The 19,189-nt window shown below is 34.6% G+C and carries 11 protein-coding genes; 6 read left to right on the top strand and 5 right to left on the bottom strand.

Translation table 11 applies throughout. The features are described 5' to 3' along the window. Positions 1 to 96 precede the first annotated feature (96 nt). Positions 97 to 1,383 carry an ABC transporter ATP-binding protein gene (locus Q9R40_RS07965; protein ID WP_304677188.1) on the top strand — a complete coding sequence of 429 codons (1,287 nt, stop codon included), beginning with the start codon at positions 97 to 99 and terminating at the stop codon, positions 1,381 to 1,383. Between the two features lie 152 nt (positions 1,384 to 1,535). Here Q9R40_RS07965 and Q9R40_RS07960 read toward each other — a convergent pair whose 3' ends face one another. From Q9R40_RS07960 to Q9R40_RS07945, 4 genes are all read right to left on the bottom strand, one after another. Then, positions 1,536 to 1,934: an iron-sulfur cluster biosynthesis family protein gene (locus Q9R40_RS07960; protein WP_011162620.1), complete on the bottom strand. Its 399-nt coding sequence runs from the start codon at positions 1,932 to 1,934 to the stop codon at positions 1,536 to 1,538. A 54-nt stretch (positions 1,935 to 1,988) separates the two neighbouring features. Further along, positions 1,989 to 3,332 carry an MFS transporter gene (locus Q9R40_RS07955; RefSeq protein WP_304677186.1) on the bottom strand — a complete coding sequence of 448 codons (1,344 nt, stop codon included), beginning with the start codon at positions 3,330 to 3,332 and terminating at the stop codon, positions 1,989 to 1,991. Positions 3,333 to 3,480: 148 nt separating this feature from the next. Beyond that, positions 3,481 to 4,749 (bottom strand): methionine gamma-lyase family protein, encoded by a 1,269-nt coding sequence (locus Q9R40_RS07950; protein WP_151374157.1) that lies wholly within the window; start codon positions 4,747 to 4,749, stop codon positions 3,481 to 3,483. Positions 4,750 to 4,751: 2 nt separating this feature from the next. Next, a complete protein-coding gene (locus Q9R40_RS07945; RefSeq protein ID WP_304677184.1) occupies positions 4,752 to 6,851 on the bottom strand; it encodes a putative ornithine decarboxylase in 2,100 nt (699 codons plus the stop codon). Positions 6,852 to 7,095: 244 nt separating this feature from the next. On the opposite strand from Q9R40_RS07945, the gene Q9R40_RS07940 reads away from it, so the two are divergent. The 4 genes from Q9R40_RS07940 to Q9R40_RS07925 all read left to right on the top strand — a co-directional run bounded on the left by Q9R40_RS07940 (position 7,096) and on the right by Q9R40_RS07925 (position 11,312). Continuing rightward, entirely contained in the window at positions 7,096 to 8,577 is a 1,482-nt protein-coding gene (locus tag Q9R40_RS07940) for an APC family permease (protein WP_297940520.1), read from the top strand. 400 nt (positions 8,578 to 8,977) lie between these two features. After that, positions 8,978 to 9,379 carry a hypothetical protein gene (locus Q9R40_RS07935; protein ID WP_304677182.1) on the top strand — a complete coding sequence of 134 codons (402 nt, stop codon included), beginning with the start codon at positions 8,978 to 8,980 and terminating at the stop codon, positions 9,377 to 9,379. A 30-nt stretch (positions 9,380 to 9,409) separates the two neighbouring features. After that, positions 9,410 to 10,669 (top strand): glycosyltransferase family 2 protein, encoded by a 1,260-nt coding sequence (locus Q9R40_RS07930; protein ID WP_370687756.1) that lies wholly within the window; start codon positions 9,410 to 9,412, stop codon positions 10,667 to 10,669. A 1-nt stretch (position 10,670) separates the two neighbouring features. After that, entirely contained in the window at positions 10,671 to 11,312 is a 642-nt protein-coding gene (locus tag Q9R40_RS07925) for a hypothetical protein (RefSeq protein ID WP_304677180.1), read from the top strand. A 173-nt stretch (positions 11,313 to 11,485) separates the two neighbouring features. Here the strand turns inward: Q9R40_RS07925 and Q9R40_RS07920 are convergent, their stop codons facing one another. Beyond that, complete coding sequence (locus Q9R40_RS07920) at positions 11,486 to 12,382, bottom strand: peptidylprolyl isomerase PrsA (protein ID WP_304677179.1); 897 nt, start codon at positions 12,380 to 12,382, stop codon at positions 11,486 to 11,488. Between the two features lie 285 nt (positions 12,383 to 12,667). On the opposite strand from Q9R40_RS07920, the gene Q9R40_RS07915 reads away from it, so the two are divergent. After that, positions 12,668 to 19,111, top strand: a complete 6,444-nt coding sequence (locus Q9R40_RS07915; protein WP_304677178.1) for a S8 family serine peptidase — start codon at positions 12,668 to 12,670, stop codon at positions 19,109 to 19,111. The last annotated feature ends 78 nt before the right edge of the window (positions 19,112 to 19,189 follow it).

Here is a 19,189-nt window from a genome sequence, read left to right as displayed (position 1 = left end):
ATCAATTATCCCGTCGGATAACTAATTCACTATTTAGCTTAGAATGTTTTATATGCGAATGAATTATTAATTAAAAAGCTATATAAAAAAGATACATTGGAAATACTAAAAAGGGACCCGATAAAATTAACTGATCAGATTAATGATGATATTACTGAAGTGATGTCGTTTATTTTTCAGACGATAAGTCAGTTAATTGCTCTTTTGCTTTCATTAGCTATAATTCTTGTTTATCTTATCAAAACGAATATTCTTTATTTTTGGATAATACTATTATTATTATTTATATATACTATGTTTTATTTCTTCTTAAAGCCAAGAATGTACACAGTTAGTCTAGATTTAAAAAATATATATAGTGAATATTTTTCAAAATTATCTGATTGGCTAAGAAGATATGTAGAGATAAAGGGAAAAGAAGAAATAGCGCTTAACAGATTCAGTTTAAGGAAGACCGAAAATAAACTATTGAAAATTGGACATAAGGACTTTGTTCTTAATTATGTTATGTCACTTTTACAAATTGGAATCCAGTTAATTTTTCAACTTTTTCTTTTTATTTGGGGTGGAATGTCTGTAATAGCAGGAAAAATAACTATTGGATATTTTTCAGTTATTCTACAATACTTTAATCAATTATTAAGTGAAGCAGACAATCTATTTTCAATATTGGTAAGAATAGAATCTTTTAAAGCATCTTATGCACGAATGGATAATCTTCTTAGTATGAAACCTGAAGTAGATGGATCTATAAAAATCAATACAGTTCAAAATATCTTTCTTAATAAAGTGAATATTTCTTTAAATGGGGAGAAAGAACTATTTAAAAATACTGTTACCTATAGGTTTGAAAATCCAGGATTTTATGTGATTACGGGAAAAAATGGTATTGGAAAATCAACTCTTTTACGTAGTATAACAGGAATCTATAACTCTAAGACATCAGGGGATATTTTTATAAATGGAATGGAGGTTGAGAAAATAAATAGAAAAGAAATGAGGAGAAATAATATAGGCTTTTTATTTCAAGATATAGATATACCATCTTGTACGGTCGAAGAATATCTAGAAAATTATGTTGATAAAATAAAAAATAAATATTATTCCCAAGTTTTTTATTCGAAGAGATTTAATATTAAACATTTTTTAGATAAAAAAATGGATACTCTTTCTTCAGGAGAACTTCAATTAGTAAAACTTTATTCTGCTTTGACTAAAAATGTAGAGTGTTTAGTACTGGATGAGCCTATGGCAAATATCCATTCCTCTATGAAAAAAGACATTCTTCAACTTTTGGAGGAAATATCGAAGAAATGCATGATAATTATGATAAGCCACGATGAAGAAATATTGTTTAATAAAAACACTTTAAAAATAGAGTAGGATGTATGGAATATTGGGTATCACAATTTATTGTCTTAGAAAATAAATCTATAGCTATTGTGCAAAATAAAAATGAAATAACAGGATTGGAAAATGAGAAAGTAGTGTAAAGAAAAACTCTCAAAATTATATTTGAGAGTAAAAGTTATTCATTAACAATTTTTTTGATCAATAATTCCTTCTTTAGCTCGTTCTGCTAAAAAGCTCGCCTTTGCTATTTTAACAGCGCCAGTTAAGATGCCCGAATCATTACGTAAACGTAAGGTGGTATTATGAATATCAAGGATCAAATTATCACCGAGAAATGCTAAATCGTAGTCAGAAGTATAAATTTCAAAATTAGCATTATTTTCAATTTTTACTGAGTAGCGTGGATCGTGCTTCATTGTATCAAGTGAAATTAGTGAATAATCCATTCCAATATTACATGATCCGCCCTCAATCGAGTAGTCGCCGCCACCGCCATCAACAATTAAAAGTATTTCATGTTTGTTATAACCACGGTTTTTAAGAAAATCGATTGCATCTTGACTAATTGTCATTTTTACCATAGGAATCACCCTAATCCTTTCTAATACTTAATTTTAGAAAAAAGTAGTATCAAATCAATTATTTTGTTTGAATTGGGGTGAAGTTTCAGGAGCCCAGATTAAGCAGATGACAAAGGCAGCAAAGAGAACTAAAGCACAAGTGATCATTGCCAGATTCGCTCCACCTAGATTAGTTAAAATAGGTAGTAGGAAAGTACCAGCTGCTGCACCAAAACGACTAATTGTGATACAAGTTCCAACTCCTGTTCCTCGAACTTTAATATCAAATAGCTCAGTCGGATAAGGGTAGTCAAGTACTAACCCAGACGATAAAATAATTGCAAATATACAAAAGATAATCAATTGAATATTGGAATTAATATTTTTATTGATTGCTAGAAAACCAATCAAGAGACTTGAGAGTAAAAAGTTACTAATTAAAAATGCACGTCGACTAATTTTGTTAAAAATTAAAATTCCAAAAAGTACCCCAATGAACATACCCCCATTATAGATAATGCCGGAAATTTTTTGATCAGTAACGTGCATACCTTGTAAGAGAATCGGAAGAAAAATACTGATACCAAAGAATGCAAAGGCTTGACAAGCATAGAAAAGGCCACCGACTAAAGTTTGTCGCAAATATTTCCTGGAAAATAATATTGTCCAAGAGACTTCCTTGACGGGTTTAGCCTTTTTTAATTTTTGAGGAAGGCCCCATTTGTGTCCCATATGTTTTTTGATAACTTTGTTAGCTTTTTTCACTTTACCACGACTAGCAAGCCAACTTGGTGAAGCAGGTAAGGGAAAAATAGATCTAAAAATAGCTGCAATAAACGCTGGGATTGCACCGGTAGATAAAATGATTTGCCAATTATAAGAACCGAAGCCAGTAATAAAGGTTCCCGTTAAATATGAAGCAATGAATCCAATGGTCCAATAAATAAGAAGATGACTTTGTCTCTTACTATCTTCGCCTTTAGGTAGCCATTCGGTTAAGAGAGCATTTCCCACAGTATAGTCGACAGCAATCATTAAACCAATCAGAATTCTAATAATAAAAATAAGTATTAAGTTATTAGTTAACAATTGGGTTAATGATAGAAATCCTAGGACATACATATTTAGCATTAATAATTTCCGTCTGCCGATTTTATCAGATAGGCGTCCAATTAAGATGCTTCCTGCTAAACCTATTAAAGACCCGGCACCAATTAATCCAGTCCATAGATCACTAATTGTAATATATTTACTTGCGCTAGAAAGAGCAGTCCCAGAAATACCTAGGGAAAAACCACAGGCAATTTGACCTAGCAGTACAGCAGTAAATACTCGTAGATGAATGGGCATTAACGGAGCCTTTTTATAGTTCTTTTTTTCTTTGATAGTATTTGTATTGTTTAGATTTTCTTTTTGCATAATATGAGTTAAAGCAATTTAGATTAACTCGAAAAAATCCTCCTTAAAAAATATAAGTATATCTTCCACCCTAACAAAAAATTTTAATTGGTGCAAAAAAGGTCGGTGAATTAAAAATCTCACCGGCCTTCAATAATGTTAATATGTACTAATCTTTTTTATAGAACGTTTCTTCTACGGCATGAGTGATTGCAATCTTGTCATGGGCATAAGAAAGACCGCCTTGCACGTAGAGACGGTATGGTGGACGCATTGGACCGTCTGAAGATAATTCAATCGTAGAACCTTCAGTAAAGCTTCCGGAGGCCATAACAACGTCATCTTCGTAACCATCTTGGTGATATGGAATAGGATCAACAAATGAGTTCATTGGTGAATAGTGTTGAATCGCAGCACAGAATTTAACCATTGGATCTGGTTCACCAAAGGTTACAGTTTGAACAATATCAGTTCTTGGATCGTTCCACTTAGGTGCAACCTTCATTCCCATTTCTTCACAGAGAGCAGCAGTATAAATCATACCCTTTAAGGCTTCTCCAGTAGTGTGAGCTGCCATAAAGAATCCTTGGTACATATCTCTTAAATAGCCCCATGTAGCGCCTTCTCCTTTACCAGCACCAGGGACGTTAAGACGAGAACCTGCTCCTTCAATTAGATCTTTTTTACCGACTAAGAAGGCACCTGCTTTAACGATTCCGGCACCTGCATTCTTAAATAGAGAACCCGCCATCATATCAGCACCATAGAAAGTTGGTTCTTCTGATTCAGAAAATTCGCCGTAACAATTATCAACGAAGATCTTTACGTCTGGACGAACTTCTTTAATAAACTTAAGCATCTTCTTGATTTTTTCCATTGTAAAGCTTGCACGGACAGCATAACCAAGAGAACGTTGAATAGTTACAACTTTAATTTTTGGATCTTGCAAGTCTTTTCTAGCTTGTTCATAGTCAACTTCACCGTTATCAAGTAAATCAGTGTGCTTAAAGTCAATACCCCATTCTTTCATGTTGCCTGGTTTGTCACCAGCTAAGCCAATAACTTCTTGAATAGTGTCATATGGCATACCAGTTAAGTAGTAGAGCGTGTCGCCAGGGCGGAGCATACTAAATAGACCAACAGCAATAGCGTGAGTTGCTGAAGAAAATTGAGGCCGTACTAATGCATCATCAGTTTTGAAATAGTCCGCATACATTGCTTCTAATTTGTCACGGCCAACATCGTCATAACCATAGCCAGTAGAAGGAACTAAATCTTCTTCTCCAACACGATGTTTCCTAAATATGTCTAAAACACGTTGTTGGTTATAGAATACTTGCTCATCAATTTCTTCTAGACGAGGTTCAATCATTTTATCAACTTTATTGACTTTTTCTTTTAATTCGGTTGGTAAGTTTTCTTTCCAAGATAAAACCATTACTAATTCTCCTTTAATACTTCTGCTTGTACTCTTATTTTACCATCTGATTTTTGATCCCAGTAGACTCCCTGAATTTCAGGTACAAAGCCTGGAAAACACTCGATAGCACCTACTAAAACTTCGAAATATTTTTGATCAATATCGCTCCATTTTTCGCCTGGTGCAACAATAAACACACCTGGTGGATACGGTAATGCACCTTCAGCAGCAATTCGACCTTTAACATCTTCTAAGTTAACTAATTCACTTTCATTTTTCATGAAGAGATAGTCAGCATGCTCGGGAGTCATTTGATAATTTTGCATATCTGGTTTCGCAAATAATTCTTGCTGGAGGGTAAAGGTATTATTTCCCCGGTAATATGCATGCATTTCTTGGCAGAGCTGTTTTAAAGTATAACCTTTGTAGCGAGCACTATATACTTTAGTTAGCTTAGGGAGTACTTTTTCTAGAGGTGCGTCCTCGTTATAGTATTGTTCAAATTCTAAGAATGCATTTAGCAAGATATCTAATTCAGTTTTAGTATCTCCCGGCGTTAATAAGAAAAGAAGAGAATATAGGTCATCTTTTGCACGAATAATCCGCTTCTCCATTAAAAATTCTGCGACAACTGGTCCCGGAATACCTGTTTCTTCATATTTTGCATTTTTAACATCAATTCCAGGAGTTACAACAGTAATTTTTAGAGGATCGATCATGGCCTGACCAGACGCAATTTTGCTAAATCCATGCCAAAGATTAGTGGAATCTAAATTCCAGTACTTTTCATTTGTAGCTAACTCATCAGTACTAATATTTTCAAAATTATCAATTACTAGTGGCTTAAATAATTTTGATTTTCTAATTAATTCTTTCCGCCATTCAATTCCTAAGCGTAAGATTCGGTCCCACCATTTTTTATTGCCCTCACCACTAGTTAAATATGAGTTAACGGTAAGTGAGGCATAAAGGGGATAAGAGTAACTTGAGGTAACAAATTTAAGATAAGCGTGGTTAAAGTGTTTATGATCAACGTAACGTTTCTGGCCTTTAATATGAGCATCCTTTTTCAAAATTTGTGAAGCTTGGCCCATCCCAGCTTGTTGTTTATGAAGTGATTGAGTTACTAAAATACCCGGATCTTCTGGCCCAAAGTCTAAGTTGAGAGGAGACAAGTGATTCATAATTGGAATAAATTGTTCGAATCCTCCCCACGCACAATCAAAAAGAATGTAATCGCATAGTTTACCAATTTTATCAATCATCCACTTCGCGTCATAAAAGAGTCCATCATATGTCTCTGATTGAATGATAGCTAGTCTAAATGGACGCTTAGCTTTAGCTTTTTCAGGGTCAACTTTAGCAATTTCAGCGCGAATTTTTTCTTCACTTAAGAAGTTAGGATCCATTTCTCCAATTAATCCAAGCGCATTACGATCGGTTGGGATATATACTGGTTTGGCACCAGTCATTACTAAGGCACTGTTATAGAGGGATTTATGATTATTTCGATCAAAAAGAACTAAGTCATCTTTGGTTAATAGAGCACTTGCACAAATTGAATTTGCACTCGTTGTTCCATTAGTACAGAAATAAACTTTGTCGGCGTGGTAAGTTTCGGCGGCTTTTTGCTCAGCAGTTAAAGGCGTTCCTTCGTGGGTCATGGTATCGCCTAATTCTGGTACTGTATCACTGGTATCAGCAAACATGAGGTTTTTACCAAAGAAGCGATTAAATACTACTCCCGCTGGATGTTTTTCGTAATATAAGCCATTATGATGACCTGGTGTAGTAAAACTAACTGGACGATCTTCTGCAAAATTGACCAAATCAGTTAAAAATCCAGGAACCATTTCTGATGTATATTGATTTGCGGCATCGATTATTTGATTTTTTTCATTATTAGAAATTGTTTCATGTGAAACTTTAATAATAGGAATTCCAAGCCCTGATTTTTTTTGTAAATCTTGAGCAGTTTTAAGACTACTTTTATCAGTCTCTGCTACAACAATAGCGGCAAGTTCACTAGCTTGAGTTTCATCGTTCAAATTAGTAGTTTGCCATGAATTAAAATCATTATTTTTTAGTTGATTGCTTAACGCAATTTTTAGAAAATTCATTTAATCACCTTGTTTTCCTACTATAATTTTCTAAAATAGACTTGCAAAAATTTTAGAAATCTTTATAATTTTGTGCGGACGTTTTTGTACAAAATTTTATCTGCAAGAATACTACGGCATAAATTATAGCGATTTATAAAGGATTTCTACAAGTGAATTTGAATACTTTAATGATAGTTTTGAAACCTCCAAATTTAAGAGATAGGACGTAGAAAAGCATTTTAATTTTGGGGGAATTTAAAAATTGGATAAACCAGATGTCTTTAGCGATTTAGAACCGAATAAGAAACATTATATGAGTTGGCCAGTTATTGCACTGATTGATTTTGTAACGATTATTAGTTTTGAAAATATCTTCTATCCATTTCAAAATCAAGGTCTTTCAGTTGTAATTTCATGGATCTTTCTTTTATTTACTTATGTTATTCCTTACGCACTGATTAGTAGTCAAATGAGTTTGACTTTTGATAATCAAGATGGAGGACTTGCTTCTTGGGTAAGAAGAAGTACGAACGATACTTTAGGATATTGGACTTCATGGATGTACTGGGTTCAGAGTGTGCCATATATCGTTGATGTGTCAAACTCAGTTATCGTGTCTTTCAGTTGGATAATCTTTGGTAACAATAGTTTAGACAAGAAGATGTCAACGTTCTGGTTCGGAATTTTAACTTTTGTAATCATTTTGATCTTTATCTTACTTGAAAATAAGTTGCGTAACTCACTAGAAATCCTTTCTTTAATTGGTGGGGGAGCTATGTTCATTATGTCCATGCTTTTTGTTTTGCTTGCTGCCTGGTCAGTAATGCATGGACACCACATTGCAACTCAACCATTTAACTGGGGTGCATTTAAGCCATCATTTAGCTTAAATTACTTCTCGACTACTGGTCTTTTGATCTTTGCAATGTCAGGTGCAGAATTAGCTGCACCATACGTGCAACAAATGAAGAATCCTAAACGTGATTTTCCTAAGGCAATGTGGATGCTTGCAATTATGACAGGATTCTTAACTATCTTTGGAACCTTAGCACTAGCTATGTTCTTTAACGCTCATAAGATCCCACATGACTTTAAGATGAACGGTCCTTACTATGCTTTCCAACTTTTAGGTGAAAGTTTAGGAATGGGTAAGGTATTGATGTACATTTTTGCAGTTGTTCAAGCTATCTTTATGATGGCTCAACTTGCTGTATTACTCGATGCTTCAAGTCGTGTATTTGCTGGGGATGTTGGCGAAAAATTTATGCCAAAATGGTTGACCAAGAAGAACAAGAACGGTCGTCCAATTCACAGTTACACTTTTACTGTAGGACTCAGCTTATTCTTACTTCTTTTGACTGGTACTTTGCCAAACATCAATACTATTTATAACTGGCTGTTGAACGTTAACGGAATTATTTCTCCATACAAAACTTGTTGGGTATTCTTTGCCTTTGTAGCAATGAGAATGCATCAGGATAAATACCACTCTAGCTATGTATTTATTAAAAATAAGACTGGTGCATTAACTGTTGGTTTTTGGTGCTTACTCTTTACTTTTGTTTGTGCAACTTTAGGATTCATTCCACAAAACGTTGCAGTTGGTACAAAAGCATTTACCCATCAATTATGGATGAATATTATCACCGTTGTAGTACTCTTTGGTTTAGGTTTTGTCTTACCATGGCTCCGTAAGATTGAACAAAAACGTGAAGAAGAAGATATGGTCGAGATTAAAGAATAAATTAGATATTTAGAATAAACTATTACTTCCGAGATTCAGAAATGAGTCTCGGTTTTTTTGTGCTTCAAAATAGCAAAGGAATAATTAAAATAATAAAAATAACTACAATCTAAGGGTAGTTATATAACAAAAACAACTTAAATAAAAAACATGTTAAGTAAGATAAAGCACTTTAAAATAAACGTGCTAATGAGAAGGTGAATTTTGAAAATATATTCTGTTAATTCTTTACACATATATGATTAGTTGAAGATAATACTAGATTATTCCGGATATTATGAATTGCAAATAGTGATTATAATAATCTATTAATAACATCAAAATATTATTATAAATAACATTGAATTAGAAAAAATGAAGTGATAACATAACATTTGTAATAACGTAGGAGGGAATAAAGATGAAGATTAAGAACTGGAAAAAGATAGTTTTTGCTTTAGGTACAGTAATTATCTTAGGTCAACTTGATGTTTATCATGTAATTGCGAATAGTTTAACTTCAGGTGAAACAGCAAAAACAGCTTCTAAAGCGTCAGTGGCAAAAACAGCTGCTCTAGGTAAAGTGGCAGAAACTGCTAAAGGTGAAGTAATGGATGGTAACTGGATTATTGTTCCAGGTATCCCAGGCAAACCTGGAATTCCAGGAAAACCCGGTGTTCCTGGTAAGCCCGGCATTCCTGCCAAAGGATCTCTTGCTGCAACTGCGCCCACAGCAGCTACAGCTGCGACTGCAGCCACAGCCCCAACGGCCGCTACAGCTGCAACTGCGGCGACGGCTCCTATAGCAATTCGAGTTAAGTAACATGACTTGTTTGTTAGGAAGTGATCAAAAATAGAGTCTATTATTTTTGATGTTTCAGCAACGGGGATTTTTATTTATGTACTTTGGGTTGTTTTATTAATAATATGGGGTAAAAATGCTAAATCTTTCTTATCAAAAAATATAAGCAAAATTGATCCTAAGTATCATTTAGTAGTATTAGTTCCCGCAATGAATGAAGAGGCGGTAATTAGTCGAACAATAAAACAATTTCTAAAAAATACAGCAGGACTTTCTCAGGTTGAAATGGTAATTATTGATGACGATTCTTCCGATAAAACGTCGTCTATTACTAAGATGGTAATAGCTCAAGAAAAAACTGATCGAGTTAAGTTGTTTGCGCGAAAAAAGCCAAATGCACAAATTGGTAAAGGGGAAGCCCTTAATTGGGCCTATAGTCGACTCATTTCACAGAATAATTATGATCCTCGATACTTGATTATCGAAGTTATGGATGCAGATGCCTATATGACAGCAAAAGGCTATCGAAAGATTTTGCAGTACTTCTCTGTAGATGAAAATTTAGATCTTTTGCAAACTAGAGTAGGTATGATAAAGATAACTAATTGGCTACATATTTTACAGGATATAGAGTTTGCCTTAATTAATGATTGGATTCAAAATACCCGAAATATTATCTCTAATGCAGCAGTTTCTGGAAATGGTCAATGTATTCGTGCAAGTGCAGTTGATACTAATCGACCTTGGGGAAATGCTCTGCTTGAAGATTTTGAATTTAGTACACGTTTTCTTTTGAATGGGAAAAAGACTCTGTATGCTCACGATATCGTGGTGTTTCAGGAAGCCGTAAGTCATCCTCTAGCTTTTATTAGACAACGAAGTAGATGGGTGCAGGGGGGATTAGATTGCTTAGTAAATTATTGGGGAAAAATAATATCTAATAACAATCTTAATTTGAGAGCAAAATGTGAAATGACTTTCTACATGATCTTACCAATAATTACGTTAATTACTGGGGCAAGTCACTTGGTAGTCCTTGGATTTGTGAGCGTTAATGCAGAGGGATATTGGCGCTTACTAGTTCTACTGATAAGTATTAACATAATTTGGTGTGGCTATTTGGGATGGAAATATTGGAAATTAACATCGTCTAAGCAGTATGTATTAATGGCAAGTATGCTGATATCTTTTCCAATATATAATTTGTTGTTATATATTTCTATAATTATCGCTTTTTATAAGAAAATACGTGGCAACTCATATTGGGTAAAAACAACTCATGGTGAAGATGAATTAAAGAGGGAAAAATAAAATGAAAAAGTATAGATTAGCTCTGACTACAGCAGTATTATTACTGGCTTTTACCCTAAATACCGGTAAGGCAAAGGCAGCTGAAAATGATAATAACTTACAAAATGAACATAATATAGGCTTAGTTGCAGAAACAGCTGATGTAAAGGAAACTGCCCCACTTACAGTCAATATAGCAGGCACGACCGTCACAGCCCCAACAGCAGGCACGGCCGCAACCGCTCCAACAGCGGGCACAGCTGCCACAGCTCCAACAGCAGGCACGGCCGCAACCGCTCCAACAGCGGGCACAGCTGCCACAGCTCCAACAGCAGGCACGGCCGCAACCGCTCCAACAGCGGGCACAGCTGCTACAGCTCCGACAGCAGGCACGGCCGCAACCGCTCCAACAGCGGGCACAACTGCCACAGCCCCAACAGCAGGCACGGCCGCAACCGCTCCAACAGCAGGCACAGTTCCAACAGCGCCTACGGCTCCAACATCCTCTACTAGATATTACTATGTTTCAATTAGTGTGAGAGTATACTACTCATATTCATACTCTTACTTTGGTTCCTACTCATATTATAGGGGCTGTAATTTTTTAAATTATTACTACTCTTCTATGATGCGCCCACAAAGAGTTTGCTGGTATTTCTTATAAAATAGTATGATTTAAATCCTTTTTAATCAAAAATATCTTTTAAAATTGCATTTAAGCAATTTTGCGTTTAATCCTTTAAAAATCTTAATTCAAATTAAAAACTCTATTAAATCGAGGCTTATTAACACCAAAATTTAATAGAGTTTTTTCTATATATTATTAATTCTTAGTATTTAAAAATTTGCTTTATTGGAACCTTTATACATATCAAGAGCTGATTTTAAATCTTTGTCTTTAATTGATACGTGCTGTTCTTTTAATACTTGACTGATAACATTATTCATAATTCTAGAGTTGCTAGCCCATTTATTATAAATTGCTTCAGTTAATTCTTTTTGCTTATCAGCAAAATTACCCTTTTTAGGATGATTAATCATTTTAATGACTTCATAACCATTTGTAACTTTGATAGGTTCTTTGGTATATTCATCATTTTTTAATTTATAGGCGGCCTTTTTGAAAGTAGAGTCGTATCGTCTATTTTGCATATCAAAAGCGGGCAATTTTCCACCATTGGAACTAGTTAGACTATCGACAGAATACTTGCTAGCTAAACTAGCAAAGCTTTCACCATTATTAAGTTTCTCAATAACTGTATTTGCTGTATCGCGGCTAGTAGTTGAAATATGCTGAACTGTGATCTTTGGTTGATAATCTTTCCATTCTTCTTTTAATTGGGAAGTGGTTGGCTTCATCTGCTTTTTTAAAGCGATTTTACTTAGATGATTTAATTCAATCATTTGTTTAAAAGATTTTTTTGTATAGGAGTTTTCTTTTAAAAAAGAATCAAATTGAGAACCATATCTTTTTTTGTAACTATTATAATCGGCTTCTACCTGATCTTTATTAAGTTTACTGCCGTACGCTTCTTTAAGAGCCCCGTAGATCAACATATTAGCTAGAATTGTTTTGCTAGTCGGAGAACTCTTTAATTCCTGATAAAATTGTTCCTGCGATATTTTTTTATCGCCATATTGTGCAACTTCTTTATTATTTGAAGAGCAACCAGCTAAAAATAATAAAGAAAAGCTACTTGCTGCTAAAGCACTAACTTTAATTATTTTTTTCATATAAACCTCCAATGAAAAATTTTCACTATACTAATATTTATTTAATAATTTAAACAGTTATTTATTTGTAAATCAATGTTAATTTTTTTCTGTATTATTAGTACGATTTGGAAGAAAGTAGTAAATAATGTGCATTTGATAGTTATTTTTTGTATAAAAAGGCATTGAAATTTAATATAAAGTGGATATAATATTAAAATAAAAATATGTTAAATTAAATATGTTTTTATTTTATTGTAAGTTAGTTACAAGGGTCAGTTAATCAATTCTTTAAGGGGGATTTAAATGAGAAAGAAGAGAGAAAAATATACTTGGTTATTGCTCAGTACAGCTCTTATAACTAGTGGTCAAGTACTAGGTGGAGGAGAACAAATCGTAAAGGCAAGTGTAGCAAGCCAAACTAACAGCGTTAAAAAATCTAAGACGGCTGTAGAACATTCTACGACAGCTCTCTCGAGACAAGCTGTTGAGGCCCAACTTGCCGCTCAAGGTGTTAATTTTGAACGATTAACACCCGAGGAACAGCAAGAGGTCTATGTAGATGTGATTGTCCAACTCGAGGCTCTACCAGCTTCTGAAAATGGATCAATTGATTCACAAACAGCAAGTAGAGCCGAAATTGAGCAAGCATCGAATAAAGTAATTGCTGCTCAATCTGGAATTAAGGATGAGGTTCAAAAAATTACGAATCAAGCCATTGATAAAAGTTATGGGTATGTAGTTAATGGTTTTGCAACCAAAGTAAAAGTTGGAGATATTAAAAAATTAAGAGAGATTAAAGGTGTAAAATCAGTTACTTTAGCTAAGGTATATTTTGCAGCCGATACCTCAGCAAATAACATGGCTAATGTTTCGACGGTTTGGTCAAACTATCAATATAAGGGTGAAGGAACAGTTGTTTCAATTATTGATACCGGTATTGATCCAAATCATAAGGATTTGAGATTAAGCGATGAATCTAAAGCTAAATTGACTGCTAAGGATATTGATGGATTTACTGAAAATAGTGGATATGGACGTTATTTCACCAGTAAAGTACCATTTGGTCATAACTATTCTGATAATAATGATATTATTACGGATGATAATCCAAAAGAGCAACATGGGATGCATGTTGCGGGTATCGTTGGTGCAAATGGTACCGGAACTAATCCAGCGACTTCAGTAGTTGGAGTGGCTCCCGAAGCACAATTGCTTGCCATGAAAGCTTTCTCTAACTCAGATAGTTCTGCATCTACTGATTCAACTAGTGTAATTGGTGCAGTGGATGATTCAGCTAAGTTAGGAGCAGACGTTCTGAATATGTCTTTGGGATCAGTTTCAGGTGAACAGACTGAAGATGATCCAGAAATTGCAGCTGTAGAAAAAGCTGTTAAGCATGGAACAGCAGCTGTAATTTCAGCAGGAAACTCTGGTACTTCAACGTCAAATCAAGAGGGAAATAATAAAGATTTTTACGGTAATCCGGATATGGAAACTATTGGTAGTCCGGGCACAAGTAGAGGGGCAACAACAGTTGCATCAGCCGAGAATACGAAAGTAACTACTGATGGAATGACTATCTCTACTGCAGGTGGAGAAAAGCTGTTTGGACCAGCTGTTACCCAGCTTTCTCCTAACACTGATCTTTCTGCATTTGACAATAAAAAATTCTATCTTGTAAAAGATGCAGCTGGAAAATTAGGTGTGGGAACACCCGATCAGTATACCGATGATGTAAAAGGAAAAATTGCGGTAGTAGCTCGTGGAGCAATTACTTTTACTGATAAACAAAAATATGCTCAGGAAGCTGGTGCAGCTGGACTTCTTATTATAAATAATGCTGGTGGAAATACCCCACTAACATCAGTTTTGTATAATGAAGGATTTCCAACAGCCGGTTTATCAACTGATGATGGTAAAAAACTTGTTGATTATCTTGAATCTCATCCCGATGAAGTATTGCAAGTAAACATTGCAGTTCAACCACTGAATAATGTGGTACGTGAAGAAGATTTGATGTCTGATTTTACGTCTTATGGCCCTGTTTCTAATTTGGCATTTAAGCCTGATATTACTGCTCCAGGTGGAAATATTTGGTCTTTGCAAAATAACAATGGCTACACTAATATGTCCGGGACTTCAATGGCATCACCATTTATTGCCGGTTCTCAAGCTTTACTTGTGCAAGCAATGAATGACAAGAATGGAAAATTTTACGAATTATATCAAAAGATGCCTAAGAGTGAACGAGCAGCTTTAATAAAGAATATTCAGATGAATACAACAAATATTGAAGTTGACCTTGATCATGATTCAGTTATTGAATCACCTCGTAGACAGGGGGCTGGATTAGTTAATGTAGAAGCTGCAATTAATGCAATTTTGCATAATCCTTCAACAGTTAGTGGTGGGAATGGATACCCAGGAGTTGAATTGAAAGACTTCAAGGATCGTAAACATCAATTTACTCTTAAATTTACAAATCGTACTAATAAAGAAATCGAATATAGTTTAAATAGTAACGGAAAGTTTTCTGATGTATACACTTCAGCAACTGATTCCAAAACAGGAAAATTATTTGAAAAGAAAATTGAAGGTGCTACGCTTACTCCAGATGAAAAAATAATAGTTCCGGCAAATTCAACTAAAGAAGTAGGAGTAACCTTATCATTACCGGACAATTTCAAAGAAAACCAATATGTTGAAGGATTTATGACCTTTACTGGATCAGATAATTCCCACTTAAAAATCCCATACATGGGCTTCTTTGGTGATTGGGCTGAGCCAGCTATTTTTGACGGATTGAATGGATTAGCGTTTAATCCAAAAAACAATAATTTAGGTACGATTATAACGGCTGGAAATAAAAATGGAGCCATCGGATATGCTGGATTAAGCCAAGATGATGCTGGAAATTATCATATTGATCCAGACGCAATTGCATTATCTACAGCAGATGGAGCATCCGTATCCTGGTTGAAACCGCAGTATTTCTTATTTAGAAATGCTAACGATGTTAAAGCTGAAATTTTAAATCAAGATGGTGAAGTAATTAATACTCTGGCCTCTTTAGCGCATGTGACCAAGTCATATTGGGCTGCTAGCAGCCAAAGATATGCTAAGTTCAATTATGTTCCAGCTTGGGATGGTACATATTTCAACCAACAAACTAATAAAACTGAAAAAGTACCCGATGGCACTTACACTTATCGTGTAACGGGGACAGTCGATGGTACGAACAAGCAACAACACTATGACATTAAAATTAAGGTTGATAGTGTTAAACCAGAAGTTAAGAATCTGAAGCTGGGATCGCATAAAGATCAGAACGGGAAAATATCGTATGTCCTTAAAGCTGAAGCAAAAGACAATTTTAGTGGGCTAAATGGTCAAGCAAATACTTACGTAAATGGTGAGCTCAATAGAAATGTATCATATGACATTGTGGGTTCAACAAATTCTGGATACCAAAAGATTGAAATTCCGCTTAGTGATGAGCAAGTTAGAACTCTTAAAGCAGGCAAAAACGACTTGTCTATCGCTGTCTTTGATAATGCGACTAATGCTGGAACTACTTCAGGTGTAGCTAATAAGCCAGGTGAAATAAACTTTGGACTAATTGTTGATAAGAACTTACCAAGCAAAATAACAACACTTAGTGATGCATATGATGCAAGTGATAATTCTTACACGATTTCAGGTACATATCCAGAAAAAGTATATGGGACATATACTGATAAAGATGGGAAAGAACATGAGCTTAAGATAAGCTATGATGAATCTAGCGAACGCTTTGTTACAACACTACCATTGTCAGTTAGTGATTATGATACCCAGGTTAAATTCTATGCTGATGAGGAACATGAGACTTTAATTACTCAAAAAGATATTAAAGTTAGTCTAGTACCAGCTAAAATTGAAAGTCTTAAAATTGATAATCAAGAAACCTATGCTGGAGATGGAGAAGTTAAGTTAAGTCAAACTTCTGAAGATACAGTAGAAGTATCAGGAAAAGTTAGTGCCGATGCTGATAAAGTTACTGTAAAAATTAATGATAAAACATATAGTGCTAAGCCAAATAGTGAGCATGAATTTAAAGTCAAGGTTCCAGTAAGTTATGGCGAAAATGTAATGAATATTGTAGTTAGCGATGAGGATGGTAATAGTTCATCAGTTAAGCAAATTGTTAAATCAAGTGATCGTGGTAAAACTGTTGTTTCAGCAGCTGATGTTACTTTTGACGATGGAGTTAAATTTGGAACAAGTAGTGTTAATGCGAAAACAAAGAACTATGATCCTAAAACTGGTAAGTTAACGTTAACTGGAAAAGTTAACCGTCCAACCACTACTCTTAGAATTGGTAATCAAGATGTTAGAGTGAAGTCAGATGGAACATTTAAACTAGTTTTGGATCTTGGTAATCACGGTTCTAAGGTATTTCCAGTTTTAATTGGAGATACGACTATCGGGGATACTGTTCAAGAAAGACTAACCTTCTATGTAGATGCAAATACTCCAGAAGTAACCCTTAACCACGAAAAGGATGAACAGGGACACTACACACCAATTTATACAAATAAGGAAGAATTTGAAGTTCAAGGTACAATTAGTGACGATTACCCATATTATAGTTTGTTTATAAATGATAATAATGTTGATGCAAATTGGGATGACATCGATTACAATGGCACCAAGAATTTGAGAAAAAAATTTACTCATACTGTTAAACTTAAAGAAGGGAAAAATACTTTTAATGTTGCAGTAGCTGATAATAATGATAATCAGAGTGAAGTTCAGACTTTAGTCGTGTACTATAAGAAAGCTCAAAAATTGGCAGCACCACAAATTACTGCTACAACTGCATCAGATAAAAAATCAGTGACAATAACTGGAAAAGGTGAAGACGGCAACGTTTTATATAGTACTGATGGCGAAAATAAATATGCAGTTTTACCAGAAGAAGGACTAACCGTTACAGAGAACGGAAAGATTTTATTTAAGACTACTGATAAATATGGTAATGAATCAGATGTTGTTGAATATGCCGTTAAGACAATTGAAAAAGATCAGCCTACTACAGATGAAAGTGTAACTCAGGCACGAAAAGAGCTAAGAAAGAAACTTGATCAAGCAAGATCTTTAGGAAGCTCTGGTAAATACACACATGAATCAGCTAAAAACTTAGCTCAAGCGCGTCAAGAAGCAAGCAAAGTATTAAGAAATAAGAAGGCCACTCTTCAAGAACTGACGCATGCAATTGAAAGCTTAGATGCGGCAATTAAGAATTTAGTTGAAAAACCAGCAGAACATGAAGTTAATAAGGACTTACAGGCCCTTAAAGAAAAACTGGAAAAAACGATTAAAGAAAGTGAAGAATTTGATCAAAGTAAATACACTGATGATTCAGTAGCAGAAATGACTAAAGTTCTTGATCAGGCAAGGAAGACTTTATCTGATAAAGACGCAAGTGTAGCTGTCCTTCAAGAAGCATTTGACTCTATTGTTAATGCAAAGCAGGCTCTTAAGGAGAAACAGGTATCTCCAGAAAAGCAAACACAGTCAGATGATACAAAAGAAACTAATGCTGCCAAAAATGCCTTAAAAGAAAAGGCAGAAAAACTTAGTCAACTTGATACCACCAAATATACTTCTGAAAGCGTAGAAGGCTTAAGCAATGCACTGAAAAAAGTAAATCAAGTTTTAACTAATACGCAAGCAAACACAAGTGAAATTCAAGAAGCACTTGATAGTTTGACACAGGCTGAAAAGGCTTTGGTTGAAAAAACAGTTTCCGATCCTTATGTTGAAAAAGCTAAAGATCAATTAAAAGAAGAGCTTAATAAGCACAAAGATGAAGATAAATCACAATATACTGATGATTCAGCTAAAGTAAAAGAAAATGCTGAGAAGACTGCAGAAGGAATATTGGATTCAAAAGATGCACAAGTAGAAGAAGTTAATAAGGCTACAGAAACTCTAGTTGAGGCAGAAAAAGATTTAGTTAAAAAAGATGAAACAAAATCCACTAATGAGCAAGAAGCAGAGCATGTTCGAGCAAGTTTGCAGGAAGAAGTCAATAAGAATAACAGTTTGAATTTAGATGGTTATACTCCTGAATCACAAAATAAATTCAAAGAGATACTGAATAATGTACAGGAAATTCTAAATGATAAAGCCGCCTCTTCAACTAGCTTAGAAAATGCAAAGGCTATTCTGGAAACTGCTAAGGGTATTTTGACGCAAACAGAGCATCAAGTAGTCCTACCTAAGGTTGAACAACCAGTAAACGTATCAACTACAGAAAAGCAAAATGAGGATAACACTAAAAAAGTAAGTGAAGTTTCTAAAGATGAGTCTCCAAGTAAACAAGTGGAACCAGTTGAAAAGCAAAATGAAACAGCCCCTACTCAAAATAAAGACAACGTAGTAGGAATAAATCAACAAACTTCAATTAAAAATAGTAAAGAATCTTCAAATCAGAATGATGCTGCTAATGCACAGACACCAATAAAGAACAATGCAATCCATGAAAAGACAAGCAGTTCTGTTGTAGTAAAGCCCCATACTCAGAGCCAGAATAATAAACAAGTAGCTCCTAAGATGAGTTCTTCGAAATCTAATAGTAGAAATAATAAAGAATTACCAAAGACAGGAGAAAAAGAAACATTAGTTGGCTTGATTGTCACTGGTGTGACTACATTACTTGCTAGTGTAGGAATCGTTATAAAGAGAAGAAATAAGAATTAAGGTGATAAAATTCCCTGGGAAATACATTTTGATGAATTGAGATCATTTTCCTTAATATAAGAAAAATGCGTTAAGATA

Origin of the sequence: uncultured Lactobacillus sp. (assembly GCF_948948975.1) — a bacterium.
Lineage (GTDB): Bacteria > Bacillota > Bacilli > Lactobacillales > Lactobacillaceae > Lactobacillus.
The sequence above is the reverse complement of the archived record's forward strand: the minus strand, read 5'-3'. Positions and strand labels throughout refer to the sequence as shown.